Origin of the sequence: Mycolicibacterium bacteremicum (assembly GCF_002086115.1) — a bacterium.
GTDB lineage: Bacteria > Actinomycetota > Actinomycetes > Mycobacteriales > Mycobacteriaceae > Mycobacterium > Mycobacterium bacteremicum.
The window spans coordinates 1-13,281 of record NZ_MVHJ01000013.1; the positions used below are offsets into that span (position 1 = coordinate 1).

Consider the following 13,281-nt stretch of genomic DNA (forward strand, 5'->3'; position numbering starts at 1 on the left):
GCTCATCGGTCGACTCCCGCGTTCGCTCCGGTCCTCGCTCGTCCCTCGCTGCGATCCTCACTCACGCCCGTCTCCCCCGGTCACTTCGTCAGCTCCTTCTTGAGCACCTTGCCCATCGCATTACGCGGCAGGCTCGCCACGATGCGCACCTCGCGGGGTCGCTTGTGCACCGAAAGCTGTTCGGCGACAAAGTCGATGACCCGCGCAGGCTCGACATCCCCGACGACGAAGGCGACGATGCGCTGCCCCAGATCGGCGTCTGGCACCCCGACGACCGCCACCTCGTCGACGCCCGGGTACCCGAGTAGGACGGTCTCAATCTCACCGGCGCCGATCCGGTACCCACCCGATTTGATCAGGTCCACCGACTCGCGACCGACGATGCGGTGCATCCCGTCGGCGTCGATGACCGCGACATCGCCGGTGCGGAACCAGCCCTCCGGGTCGAAGGCCTCAGCGGTGGCGTCCGGCCGGTTCAGGTAACCGGTGAACACGGTGGGGCCCTTGATCTGCAGCTGACCGATCGTCTCGCCGTCATGCGGCACGAGCGCGCCGTGCTCGTCCACCAGGCGGGTCTGCACGCCGTCCAGGGGTAACCCCACCCAGCCGGGCCGACGCTCACCGTCGGCCCGGGTGCTCAGGGTGATCAGCGACTCGGTGCTGCCGTACCGCTCCACCGGCGCATGCCCGGTCAGACGGACGAGGGCATCGAACACCGGCACGGGCAGCGCCGCGCTGCCCGACACCAGCAGCCGCGCCCCGGCCAGCGCTCGCGCGGCCTCCTCGTCGGCGGCGATGCGCGACCACACCGTCGGCACCCCGAAATACAGCGAACCGCCGGCCTGCGCATACCCGGCCGGCGACGGTTTTCCTGTGTGCACGAACCGGTTTCCGATCCGCAATGAGCCCAGCAGTCCCAGCACCAGCCCGTGCACGTGAAACAGCGGCAAACCGTGCACCAGGGTGTCCGCGGCCGTCCACTGCCAGGCCTGGGCGAGTGCATCGATGTCCGCGGCGATGGCCCGCCGGGTGATCTTCACCCCCTTGGGCAGCCCGGTGGTCCCGGAGGTGTACATGATGATGGCCGTCGAGTCCGGTGCCGGCTCGGCGTAGCGGTGCCAGGAGCGGGCGTGCATCCGCACCGGGATGTGCGGCAGCCCTTCGGTTTCGGCGGGCAGCTCACCCAGCCACGCCTGCGCACCGGAATCGGAAATCAGGTGCGCGCGTTCGGTCGCACCGACATCGGGCGGCACCGGGACGAACGGGACGCCGGCGATCAGACAACCGGTGACCGCCAGCACGGTGGTGGCGCTCGGAGTCGCCAGGATGGCGACGCGCTGCGCCCGGGCCACCCGCTCGGCCACGGAGGTGCCCGCGCCCACCAGGTCGCTGCGGCTCAGCGTCACCCCGTCGATGCGCACGGCGTCGGACAGGTCGTGCCCGGCGGCGACCGCGGCCGGGTCCAGCGAGGTCAGCAACACTCTCGTGAGGCTACTCTTGGCCCATGGCCCGGATCGAACGGCTGTCCAGCCGTGAGGTATACCGCAACAACTGGATGACGGTGCGCGAGGACGCGATCCGCCGACCCGACGGCAGCGAGGGTATCTACGGGGTCATCGACAAACCCACCTACGCCCTGGTGATCGCCCGCGACGGCGACCGGTTCCACCTCGTCGAGCAGTACCGCTACCCGATCGGCTTGCGGCGCTGGGAGTTCCCGCAGGGCACCGCGCCGGATCTCGCCGATCTGGCACCCGAGGAACTCGCCGCCCGCGAGCTTCGTGAGGAGACCGGGCTGCGGGCCGAGTCGTTGGTGCGGCTCGGCCTGCTGGACGTGGCGCCGGGGATGAGCAGCCAGCGCGGCTGGGTGTTCCTGGCGACCGGCCTGGACGAGGGTGCCCACGAGCGGGAGCACGAAGAGCAGGACATGCACAGCGAGTGGTTCACGGCCGCGCAAATCGAGCAGATGATCCGCTCCGGTGAGATCACCGACGCCCAGACCATCGCGGCGTGGGCCATGGTGCTGCTGTCCGAACGGGAGTGAAACGCGCACGTGCGTCACAATGTGGTCTCTAATTGACGCAGCAGATATGACGATCCGCATTTTTGTCAGAACCCGCAGTTACGGTTGGGTACAGCTGATTCCGCGACTGAATAGGGAAAGGGATGTTGGTCCGTCGACTCTGTGCCGCGCTGGCCGCCCTCCTGGTGGCCGGTCTCGTTCCGGCACCCCCAGCCGGCGCCGCCACCCAGTTGAACGGGCGCTATCAGGTCGTCAGCTATGCGTCGCAGAAGAACGGCACCAGCATCGCCGCGCGCCAACCCGAGGGTGACCTGACGGCGCTGTACACGTTCACCACCGCCTGCGGCACCGCATGTGTGGCCACCGTCGTCGACGGTCCGGCACCATCCAATCCGACCATCCCGCAACCGCAGCGTTACACGTGGAGCGGCGGCAAGTGGACGTTCAGCTACAACTGGCAGTGGGAGTGCTTCCGCGGGGACGGCGTGCCCAGGGTGTACAGCCCTGCGCAGTCCTGGGTCACCTACACACCGCAGCCCGACGGCTCGCTACAGGGCAGCTGGTACACCGACATCCTCAGCGGTCCCTGCCGGGGCAACGTGCTGATCCCGGCTGCGGCGTTCCCCGTGCCCTGAGGATGTAATTCGACGGACATCCGCCCGGAAAGCTGTTGAAACGTCGTTCTCCGAAGATGGGCTGATGGCAGTGCAGGCACCCGCGGAGCGACCCGTCGACGAGATCCCACCACTGAAGCGGTTGCTGCCCTTGGGTTTTCAACACGTTCTGGCGATGTATGCCGGCGCGGTGGCGGTTCCCCTGATCGTCGGCGGTGCCATGGTCGGCGCGGGCCGGTTGCAGCAGTCCGACATCGTGCACCTGATCATGGCCGACCTCTTCGTCGCCGGCATAGCGACGGTGATCCAGGCAGTGGGCTTCTGGCGGTTCGGAGTTCGGCTGCCGCTGATGCAAGGCGTCACCTTCGCCGCGGTGGGGCCGATGATCACCATCGGCCTCAACCACGGGGTCACCACGATCTACGGGTCGGTGATCGCGTGCGGACTGTTCATGATGGCACTGGCACCGGTATTCGGGAAGCTGATCAGATTCTTCCCCCCGCTGGTGACCGGGACCATCATCCTCATCATCGGAGTGTCGTTGATGCGGGTGGCTGCCGGCTGGTTCGGCGGCGGCACCGCCACCGGAGTCGACTTCGGCTCGCCGGCCGCGATCGGCATGGGCTTCTTCACCCTGGTTGTGATCATCGCGATCGAGCGATTCGCTCCCGAAGGCCTGCGCCGGGTGTCGATCCTGCTCGGCCTGCTCGTCGGCACCGTCGTCGCCATCCCATTCGGCATGGCCGACTGGTCGCATATGGGCGACTACGACTGGGTCGGCTTCGTGACCCCCTTCCAGTTCGGCATGCCGGCGTTCGAGGTCAGTTCGATCATCGCCCTGCTGATCGTGGCCATCGTGATTATGACCGAGACCACCGGTGACATCGTGGCGGTCGGTGAGATCGTCGACGAGAAGATCACCCCGCAGCGGCTGGCCGACGGCCTGCGCGCGGACGGCCTGGGCACTGTCATCGGCGGCATCTTCAACACGTTCCCGTACACGGCTTTCGCGCAGAACGTGGGATTGGTGGCCATCACGGGGGTGCGCACCCGCCACGTCGCGACCGTCGCCGGTGTCATCCTGGTGCTGCTCGGCCTGCTGCCGAAGATGGCCGCCGTCGTCGAAGGCATACCACTTCCGGTTCTCGGCGGCGCGGGGGTGGCGCTGTTCGGCATGGTCGCCGCCAGCGGTGTCCGCACCCTGTCGAAGGTGGCCTTCACCAACACCAACATCCTGGTGGTGGCAATCTCGATCGGTGTCGCGATGCTGACCGAGGCCAAGTTGTACTACACCGACCGCACGCTCGGCGACGGGCCGGTCAATGTCTCACTGGATCTGTACCACCAGTTCCCGGATTGGTTCCAGACCATCTTCCACTCCGGCATCTCCGCGGGCGCGATCACCGCCATTCTGCTGAATTTGCTGCTCAACACCCGCCCCACCGACGAGTTGGCGGGCGATCTGGCCGGCCACGACGCGCCGCGTGGGGCTCTGCCGGACCCCTTGGACGCGCTGCGCGCCGCCGACCCCGCCACCCCGCCGCAGCGGCTGCGCCAACTGGCCGAGGACCGGCCGGAACTGCGCACCATCATCGTGACCAATCCGGCCACCGATCGTGAGACCTGCACGTGGATCAGGGAACAGGGTGACGAGCAGGTCGCCGCGGTGTGCCGGAAGTGGGATGAAGTGACCGACGGCAGGTTCTCGACCCGCGGCGGCTGAGCCGCCCATCATCCACGGCGGCTGAGCCGCCAGATCCGGCACGGCGGCTGAGCCGCCCACTCATCCACTGCGGCCGGCGATGACTTTCGGCACCGAATCGGGTCGGTACTGGTGACGAGAGGACCGAATGATGACCGCAGAAGCCGATATCCGGGCCCTGATCACCCGGTGGGTCGATGCCATCCGGGCATGTGACCTCGACGGCGTCACCGCCGCGCATGCCCGCGACATCGTGATGTTCGACGTCCCCCCGCCCTACGCGGGTATCCGGGGTCTGCAGCAGTACCGGGACAGCTGGCCGCCGTTCTTCGAATTCGTCCGCGGCGGCGCCAATTTCGAGCTGCTGGAACTCGATGTCGAAGCCGGCGAGGACGTCGCGTTCGCCTACGCGTTGTTGCGCTGCGGTGGCGAGAAGGAGTTCGCCGAGAACCCGGACAACCGGCTGCGGCTGACCATGGGGTTGCGCAAGGATGCGGATGGCTGGCAGATCGCCCACGAGCACCACTCGTTCCCCGACACCTCGCTGTGATCCCACCCGCTCAGTCGACCAGCGCCCGCAGGAAGAATGTGAGGTTGGCAGGTCGTTCGGCCAGCCGGCGGACGAAGTAGCCGTACCACTGGGTACCGAACGGCACGTAGACACGGACGTGGTTGCCCGCCGCGGCCAGCCGGCGCTGCTCGTCGTCCCGAATGCCGTACAGCATCTGGTACTCGAAATCGTCTGCGGACCTGCCGTGTTCGGTGGCCAGGCCGGGCACCTCGGCGATGATCGCCGGGTCGTGTGAGGCGACCATCGGGTATCCACTGCCGGCCATCAGGATGCGCAGGCACCGCAGATAGGCCTCGGTGACCGCCTCGGCGTCCCGGTGCGCCACCGAGCCAGGCTCGTCATAGGCGCCCTTGCACAACCGGATCCGCGCATCGGCGAAGCAGGCGCAATCCGCGGGGGTTCGCTTCAGGTACGCCTGCAGCACGGTGCCGACCCAGGGGTAGTCGATGCGCAGGTCCCGCACGATGGACAGGGTCGAATCGGTGGTGGTGTGGTCCTCGGCGTCGACGGTCACCCAGACCCCGACCGAGGCGGCCCGCTCGCAGATGGCGCGGGCGTTCTCCAGCGCCACCTTCTCGCCGTCCTGCGCGAGGGCCTGGCCCAGCGCCGACAGCTTCAACGACACCTCCAACGGGCGGACAGCGCCGCCGGTTTCGGTGCGGTCGCGCAGCGCGTCGAGGAGGCCGAGGTAGGCCTGCACCGTCGCGTCCGCGGTCTCGGTGTCGGTGACATCCTCGCCGAGGTAGTCGATGGACACCATGCGCCGCGAATCACGCAGGGTGGCAACCGAGGTCATGACGTCGGCAACGGTCTCTCCGGGCACGAAGCGGTGCACCACCTCACGGGTGACCGGCAGCCGTTCCGCGGTGCGGCGTAGCCCGTCCCGTTTGGCGGCCGCCAGGATCGCCGGGCGGGCCACCCTGCTGAACACGCTCATCGCTGCACCTCCATGTGCGGATACTCGTGGCGGGTGGGTGGCGCAAACGTCTCCTTGATCGAGCGTGCCGAGGTCCAACGCTGCAGATTCATCGGGGAACCGGCCTTGTCGTTGGTACCGGAGGCGCGCGCGCCGCCGAAGGGTTGCTGCCCCACCACCGCACCGGTGGGCTTGTCGTTGACGTAGAAGTTGCCGGCCGTGTGCCGCAGGCGGTTCTGGGCCTTGACGATCGCGGCGCGATCGTCGGCGATCACCGCCCCGGTCAACGCGTACGGCGAGGCCTCGTCCACCACGGTCAGGATCCGGTCGAAATCGTCGTCGGGATAGACATGCACCGCCAGGATCGGTCCGAAGTACTCCTGCGAGAACGACTCGTCGTTCGGATCGTCGGACAGCAGCACCGTCGGCCGCACGAAATAGCCCGTACTGTCGTCGCATTCGCCGCCGACGGCAACGGTGACCCCGGGTGCGCTCTTGGCCCGCTCCAGGGCCCGGGCGTTCTTGGCATAGGCGCGGGCGTCGATCACCGCCCCACCGAAGTTGCTCAGGTCGGTGACATCGCCGTAGCGCAGGTCTGCGGTGGCCGACAGCAGATCGTCGCCGATGCGCTGCCATACCGAACGCGGGATGTAGGCCCGTGAGGCCGCCGAGCATTTCTGGCCCTGGTAGTCGAATGCTCCGCGAATCAGGGCGGTGCGCAGCACATCCGGTTGAGCGCTGGTGTGCGCCAGGACGAAATCCTTGCCACCGGTCTCGCCGACCAGACGCGGATAACTGCGGTAGCGCTCGATGTTCATGCCGACCTCGCGCCACAGGTGCTGAAATGTCGCGGTGGATCCGGTGAAATGGATGCCGGCCAACTGCGGGTCGGCGAGGACCACCTCGGACACCTCCCGGCCGTCACCGGTGAGGAGGTTGATGACGCCGGGCGGCAGACCGGCCGCTTCCAGCAGCTGCATGGTCAGGTAGGCCGAGAAGGTCTGGGTAGGTGAGGGTTTCCAGATGACGGTGTTGCCCATCAGAGCCGGTGCGGTGGGTAGGTTCGCCGCGATCGCGGTGAAGTTGAACGGGGTGATCGCGTAGACGAAGCCCTCCAGCGGCCGGTGGTCGGTCCGGTTCCACACCCCCGGACTGCTGGCGGGCTGCTGGGCCAGGATCTCTCCCGCGAATGCCACGTTGAACCGCCAGAAGTCGACCAGTTCACAGGGCGCATCGATCTCGGCCTGATAGGCCGTCTTGGACTGGCCGAGCATGGTGGCCGCGGCGATCTTCTCCCGCCACGGACCGGCCAGCAGGTCGGCCGCCCGCAGGAACACCGCGGCCCGTTCCTCGAAGGGCAGGCCCGCCCAATCGGGCTTGGCGTTCTGCGCCGCGGCGATAGCGGCGCGGGCCTCGGTATGCCCGGCGTTGGTCAAGGTCCCCAGCCGTGCGCTGTGCCGGTGCGGTTGCACGACGTCGACGCGCTCGCCGTCGCCCATCCGGTGCTCGCCCCCGATGACATGCGGGAGATCGATGGCCCCGCCGCCGAGGTCGGCCAAGGCGCTGATCAGTCGGTCGCGCTCGGCAGAACCGGGTGCGTATTCGTGAACGGGTTCGTTGACGGGTGCCGGGACCTTCGAGATTGCGGTGATCGCGTTCATGGCTGTCAGGATCGCGCGCCGCCGACCGCTTTCTGTTGTCCGATGCGCCAACACGTACCTTCCCAACTAGTACGATCCGACAGTATGCGCGGTGTCAGCCTCGGCCAGCTGCTGCTGGCCCTCGATGCCACCCTGGTCAGCCTGGTCGACGCCCCGCGAGGGTTGGATCTCACGGTGTCCTCGGCGGCGCTGCTGGACGCCGACGACATGCGACTCGGCCTGGCCGCGGCGGCCGGGTCCGCCGACATCTTCTTCCTGCTGGGCGCCGACGGCGCCGACACCATCGGGTGGCTCGACCGACACGGCCACTCCCCCGCCGCCATCTTCGTCAAGCACCCCGGCGCCGAGGTGATCCGGCACGCCACCCAGGCCGGCACCGCGGTGGTGGCCGTCGACCCCCGCGCCCGGTGGGAGCGTCTGTACCGGCTCGTCGATCACGTCTTCGACCACCACGGCGACGGTGCCGAGCACGACTCGGGTACCGATCTGTTCGGCCTGGCCCAGTCGATCGCGGAGCGCACGCACGGCATGGTCAGCATCGAAGACGCCGAATCGCATGTCCTGGCCTATTCGGCGTCCAACGACGAGGCCGACGACCTTCGCCGGCTGTCCATCCTCGGCCGCGCCGGGCCGCCGGAGCACCTGGCCTGGATCGCCCGGCGCGGCATTTTCGACGCGTTGCGCGCCCGGCCCGATCCCGTCCGGGTCGCCGAACGCCCCGAACTCGGGCTGCGGCCGCGCCTGGCGATAGGGATCTTCACCGCGACCGTCGATGCCCGGCGCGCACCGGCTTTCATCGGCACGATCTGGGTCCAGCAGGGCGACCGGCCGCTGGCCGGGGACGCCGAGGAGGTGTTGCGTGGCGCGGCGGTGCTCGCCGGTCGCATCATGGCCCGGCTGGCGGCGACACCGTCCAGCGATGCGGTCCGGGTCCGCGAATTGCTCGGGTTCTCCTCGGAGACAGTGGACTTCGAGGTCGTCGCCCGCGAACTCGGCATCGTCGCCGACGGCCGGGCCGCGGTCATCGGATTCGACGGCGCAGTGCCCGGCGGACGCCTGGCCGATGTGCTGGCGTTGAGTGCCGGCGCCTTTCGGGCCGACGCACAGATCGCCTCGTCGGGCGCGCGGGCGTATGTGTTGTTCCCGGCGGCCAATCGGACGCTCACCTCCTGGGTACGCAGCACCGTGGCGTCGCTGCGCACCGAGTTGGGGGTGGATCTGCGGGCGGTGATCGCCGCGCCGGTCCCCGGTCTCGCCGGTGCCGCGGCCGCCCGTCGCGAGGTGGACCGGGTGCTCGACAGCGCGCACCGCCACCCGGGCACATTGGCGGCGGTCACGTCGCTGGCCGAGGCACGCACCACGGTGTTGCTCGATGAGATCATCACGGCGGTCGCCGCCGACGACCGGCTCATCGATCCGCGGGTCAGCGCGTTGCGTGCCGACGAACCGATGCTCGCCCACACGTTGAGTGTGTACCTGGACAGCTTCGGCGATGTCGCGGCGGCGGCCGAGGCGCTGCACGTGCACCCCAACACCGTGCGCTACCGAGTGCGCCGGATCGAACAGGTCCTCGGCTCCTCATTGGCCGACCCCGATGTGCGGCTCCTGTTGACGCTCAGTCTGCGCGCCACCGCGTGAGCATCGAATGTCCACCTTTCGGTTGACTCCTGATTCGACCGTGCGGACGTTCCGAGAACCGCCTGTCCGCTACAGGATCGAACCATGAGCCAGCCCACCCTCACCGCAGCACCGCGCCGGCCGTCGGCCAACCCGTTCCTGGCAGGCAACTACGCGCCCGTCACCGAAGAGATCACCGCCATCGACCTGGACGTCACAGGCACCATCCCCGATCACCTGGACGGCCGGTACCTTCGTACCGGTCCCAATCCACTCGGCGATCTGGATCCCGCGACCTACCACTGGTTCATGGGCGACGGAATGGCGCACGGCCTGCGACTGGCCGATGGGACCGCGCACTGGTATCGCAACCGTTGGGTCCGGTCGGCCGCGGTGTCCCGAGACCTGGGCGAGCGCTGGCCTCGTGGCGCGCGCGGCGCCGGCTTCGATTTCGCAGCCAACACCAACATCATCGGCCACGCCGGACGCACTTTGGTGCTCGCCGAGGCGGGCGCCCGCCCCTATGAACTGACCGAGGAACTCGACACCGTCGGCGGATCGGACTTCTCCGGCACCCTCACCGCAGGGTACAGCGCGCATCCCAAACGCGATCCCGACACCGGTGAGCTGCACGCCGTGTCCTATCACCCGATGCGCGGCAACGCTGTTCGCTACACCGTCACCGGCACCGATGGCCTGGTGCGGTATGCCACCGACATAGCACTGGACCAGCAGACCATGATGCACGACTTCTCGCTGACCGAACACTACGTCGTCCTCTACGACCTGCCGGTCGCGCTGGACTTCGGCGCAGGTACCGCCAGGCAGGCTGTGAGCCGTTTCGTGGCAACACATTCCGTGCCCGATGCGCTGGTCCGCGTGGTGCTGCGTGGCTCGGAACTATCACGACGCGGCCTGGGCACGATGCCGTATCGCTGGGCACCGGAGAAGCAGGCACGTGTCGGGGTGCTGCCGCGGGACGGACACGGCGACATCCGCTGGTTCGAAGTACCGCAGTGCTACGTCTTCCATCCGCTCAACGCCTACGAGGACGGACCGACATTGATCCTCGACGTGGTGTCACATCCATCGGTTTTCACCACGGGCACCAAGCTGTTCGAGCCACCGACCTTGGACCGGTGGACCGTCGATCTGCTCTCCGGCCGGGTCGCCACCGAGCGCCTGGACGACCGGTCCCAGGAGTTTCCGCGCGTCGACGAGCGCAAGGTCGGAAAGAGACACCGATATGGATACAGCGTGGGCAATACCCCGACCGACGACGGATCGGTGCCGTCGGCGCTGCTGCGCCACGACCTGCAGACCGGGCAGACCCGCCGGATCACCTTCGCCTACGACGGCGAGCCCGGCGAATTCGTCTTCGTCCCCACCGCACCGGACGCCGCCGAGGACGACGGCGTGGTCATGGGCTTCGTCTACCACCGCAGCAGCGACCGTAGCGATCTGGTGCTGCTGGACGCCCAGTCGCTGGAGACCACCGCCGTGGTCCACCTGCCGTGCCGGATTCCGCACGGCTTCCACGGCAACTGGGTCCCCCGGACCGGTTAGCATCGGCCAATGGAAGGCGGGCCCGACCACGCGACGTGGCACTGGCTGTGGGATCTCTATGCGGCCGGTATCTGCGCCGTCGCGATCGGTGCGGTACACCTGCTCGACGACCGGGTGCCCGGCCGCTCCCCCAGCGGGGCCACCATCGCATTGACCGCCATGGCCGGCTGGCTGATCGTCGCCGGGCGGCGGGTACCGCGGATGGGCGCGGTCGGCTGGCGCCCGCTGCTTTACATCGCGGTGGCGCTGACGCTGTGGGCCGTGGCCATGGTGTGCGCGCCGGTGGCGGTAGCGGCGATCCCGGCGCTGTTCCCGGTGGTGTTCTCGACCCTGCCGCTCGCGGCCGGCGTGACCGCGTCCATCCTGATCACGCTGCTGCCGCTCGGCTTGGAGCTCGCGCTGTCGGGCCCGGGTTCCCCGCATTTCGCGGTGGCAGTTGCGATGACCTTCATCGGCCTGGTGGCGGGACCGATCATCGGGATCATGGTCGTATCGTCGGTGCGTCAGCGCATGGTTCTGGCCCGGTTGGTCGCCGAGCTGCGCGACAGCCGGGCCGAAACCGCAAGCCTGTCACGGCAAGCCGGTATCGCGGCCGAGCGGGAAAGGCTGGCCCGCGAGATCCATGACACGCTGGCCCAGGGGTTCACCAGCATCGTCGCCCTCACCCAGGCGATCGAGGCGGAGCTGCCCACCGACCGGGAGGCGGCGGCGCGCCACCTGACGCTGATCCAGGCCACTGCACGCGAGAACCTTGCCGAGGCCCGGACCATGGTGGCAGAGCTGACGCCGAAGGCACTCGACGGCGCGACCCTGCCCGCGGCAATCCGGCGGTTGTGCAGGGCATTCGGAGATGAGACGGACATGGCGCTGGACTGCCGGGTCGCCGAGGACACCCCGACGGTCGGGATGGCCGGCGACGTCGTCCTGCTGCGCGCCGCACAGGAGGCACTGTCCAACATCCGCCGGCACTCCGGAGCCGACACCGCACGCGTCGCCCTGGAACGCACCCCGGACGCGGTGCGGTTGGTGGTGTCGGACAACGGGAAAGGCCTTCCCAGCCGCCACATCGACGGTTTCGGTCTGCGCGGTATGCGCTCACGGGTATCGCAGGTCGGCGGCACCATGACGGTCTTGTCGGAAAGTGGGGTCCGCGTGCAGATCGAGGTCCCGCTGTGACCGGCAACCATCGCCACATGTGCACAGTGCTGCTCGTCGATGACCATCCGATGGTCCGAGAAGGTTTGCGCGGCATGATTGATGCCGAGGACGGCCTGACCGTCGTCGGGGAGGCCGCGTCCGGTAACGAGGCACTCACCACGGCCGCGGCACTACGACCGGACGTCATCCTGATGGATCTGCGGATGCCAGACGGGGACGGGGTCACCGCCACCGAACGTATCCTGGCGCAGCTTCCGGATACTCGGATCGTCGTAGTCACCACCTACGAGACCGATGCCGATATCCTGCGTGCTGTGGAGGCCGGCGCGGCGGGGTACCTACTCAAAGATGCGTCGCGCACCGAACTCGCTGCGGCGGTGCGCGATGCCGCGGCCGGCAAGACGGTGCTGGCGCCGTCTGTTGCGGGCCGGTTACTCGGTCTGATGCGCGAACCGGTGCATGCAGGCCTGACCGCGCGGGAAGCGGAGGTGCTGGCGTTGGTATCGCGTGGGCACACCAACGCCGAGATCGGGCGGTCGCTGCACATCAGCGAGGCCACCGTGAAGACGCACTTGCTACGGGTGTTCGCCAAGCTGAATGTCTCGGATCGCACCGCCGCCGTCACGACGGCGATGTCACTGGGGCTGTTGACGTGAAAGGCTTCTCGGCCGTCCTCGCGGCCATACTGATCCTCCCACTGTGCCCGCAGGCCTCGGCCGCCCCGGTGACGCTACCGCCCACCACAGGTGGGTTCGACTACCAGCTCGGAGGCTCGTCGGACACCGAGGGGCTGGCGGTGGTCGTCCGTGACTCTTCGGCGGCGCCACTGCCGGGGGCCTACAACATCTGCTATATCAACGGGTTTCAGACTCAGCCGGGCACCGATTGGGTGACGAGGCACCCCGCTGCGCTGTTGCGTGACGGGTCCGGCGCACCGGTCGTAGATGCCGAGTGGCCCGACGAGTACATCCTGGATCCCTCCACGGCAGAGCAGCGCACCGTGATCCTGGAGGTGCTCACCCCGACCCTGAACCGCTGCGCGGACAACGGGTTCGACGCCGTCGAGATCGACAACCTGGACACCTTCACCCGCTATCCGGGCATCGACCGGTCCGGGGCGCTGGAACTGGCCCGCAGTTTCGCGGCACTGGCGCATGCACGGGGGATGGCGATCGGGCAGAAGAACGCCGCCGAGATCACCGGGATCGGGCGCGGCGAACTGGGCTTCGACTTTGCGGTCGCCGAGGAATGCGCCGCCTACGACGAATGCGATGCCTACACCGCCACGTACGGCGAGCATGTGCTGCAGATCGAGTATGCCGACAATCTGCCGGCGCCGTTCGCCGACGTCTGCGCCTCAGGCGAGCGTGCCCCGCAGACCATCCTCCGGGACCGCGACCTCACCGCCGCAGGCGCTGCGGGCCACGTCTATGAACAGTGCCGCTGAGTCAGT

12 protein-coding genes are annotated in these 13,281 nt (G+C 68.3%); 9 read left to right on the forward strand and 3 right to left on the reverse strand.

Annotated features, from left to right (window positions below):
• Nucleotides 1–80 precede the first annotated feature (80 nt).
• Complete coding sequence (locus BST17_RS16525; protein ID WP_083059905.1) at nucleotides 81–1,481, reverse strand: acyl-CoA synthetase; 1,401 nt, start codon at nucleotides 1,479–1,481, stop codon at nucleotides 81–83.
• A 23-nt stretch (nucleotides 1,482–1,504) separates the two neighbouring features.
• Between BST17_RS16525 and BST17_RS16530 the strand changes: the two genes are divergently transcribed.
• The 4 genes from BST17_RS16530 (at nucleotide 1,505) to BST17_RS16545 (ending at nucleotide 4,889) form a co-directional block, all read left to right on the forward strand.
• Nucleotides 1,505–2,044, forward strand: a complete 540-nt coding sequence (locus BST17_RS16530) for an NUDIX domain-containing protein (RefSeq protein ID WP_083059906.1) — start codon at nucleotides 1,505–1,507, stop codon at nucleotides 2,042–2,044.
• A gap of 122 nt (nucleotides 2,045–2,166) precedes the next feature.
• Nucleotides 2,167–2,658, forward strand: coding sequence for an Rv2253 family sensor-like surface protein (locus BST17_RS16535; protein ID WP_083059908.1), 492 nt, complete (start codon nucleotides 2,167–2,169; stop codon nucleotides 2,656–2,658).
• Between the two features lie 64 nt (nucleotides 2,659–2,722).
• Nucleotides 2,723–4,360 (forward strand): nucleobase:cation symporter-2 family protein, encoded by a 1,638-nt coding sequence (locus BST17_RS16540; RefSeq protein ID WP_083059909.1) that lies wholly within the window; start codon nucleotides 2,723–2,725, stop codon nucleotides 4,358–4,360.
• Nucleotides 4,361–4,490: 130 nt separating this feature from the next.
• Nucleotides 4,491–4,889 carry a YybH family protein gene (locus BST17_RS16545; RefSeq protein ID WP_407937751.1) on the forward strand — a complete coding sequence of 133 codons (399 nt, stop codon included), beginning with the start codon at nucleotides 4,491–4,493 and terminating at the stop codon, nucleotides 4,887–4,889.
• A gap of 10 nt (nucleotides 4,890–4,899) precedes the next feature.
• Here the strand turns inward: BST17_RS16545 and BST17_RS16550 are convergent, their stop codons facing one another.
• Entirely contained in the window at nucleotides 4,900–5,847 is a 948-nt protein-coding gene (locus BST17_RS16550) for a proline dehydrogenase family protein (protein ID WP_083059912.1), read from the reverse strand.
• Nucleotides 5,844–7,478: an L-glutamate gamma-semialdehyde dehydrogenase gene (gene pruA / locus BST17_RS16555; protein WP_083060098.1), complete on the reverse strand. Its 1,635-nt coding sequence runs from the start codon at nucleotides 7,476–7,478 to the stop codon at nucleotides 5,844–5,846. Before pruA ends, BST17_RS16550 begins: the two co-directional genes overlap by 4 nt.
• Nucleotides 7,479–7,571: 93 nt before the next feature.
• Here pruA and BST17_RS16560 point away from each other — a divergent pair, with 93 nt between their 5' ends.
• From BST17_RS16560 to BST17_RS16580, 5 genes are all read left to right on the forward strand, one after another.
• Nucleotides 7,572–9,125 carry a PucR family transcriptional regulator gene (locus BST17_RS16560; RefSeq protein ID WP_083059914.1) on the forward strand — a complete coding sequence of 518 codons (1,554 nt, stop codon included), beginning with the start codon at nucleotides 7,572–7,574 and terminating at the stop codon, nucleotides 9,123–9,125.
• An 84-nt stretch (nucleotides 9,126–9,209) separates the two neighbouring features.
• Nucleotides 9,210–10,670 carry a carotenoid oxygenase family protein gene (locus BST17_RS16565; RefSeq protein WP_083059916.1) on the forward strand — a complete coding sequence of 487 codons (1,461 nt, stop codon included), beginning with the start codon at nucleotides 9,210–9,212 and terminating at the stop codon, nucleotides 10,668–10,670.
• Nucleotides 10,671–10,679: 9 nt separating this feature from the next.
• On the forward strand, nucleotides 10,680–11,846 hold the full coding sequence (locus BST17_RS16570; protein WP_083059918.1) for a sensor histidine kinase: 1,167 nt from the start codon (nucleotides 10,680–10,682) through the stop codon (nucleotides 11,844–11,846).
• A 17-nt stretch (nucleotides 11,847–11,863) separates the two neighbouring features.
• Nucleotides 11,864–12,484 carry a response regulator gene (locus tag BST17_RS16575; RefSeq protein WP_083060100.1) on the forward strand — a complete coding sequence of 207 codons (621 nt, stop codon included), beginning with the start codon at nucleotides 11,864–11,866 and terminating at the stop codon, nucleotides 12,482–12,484.
• Nucleotides 12,481–13,275 carry an endo alpha-1,4 polygalactosaminidase gene (locus BST17_RS16580; RefSeq protein ID WP_083059919.1) on the forward strand — a complete coding sequence of 265 codons (795 nt, stop codon included), beginning with the start codon at nucleotides 12,481–12,483 and terminating at the stop codon, nucleotides 13,273–13,275. Before BST17_RS16575 ends, BST17_RS16580 begins: the two co-directional genes overlap by 4 nt.
• Nucleotides 13,276–13,281 lie beyond the last annotated feature (6 nt).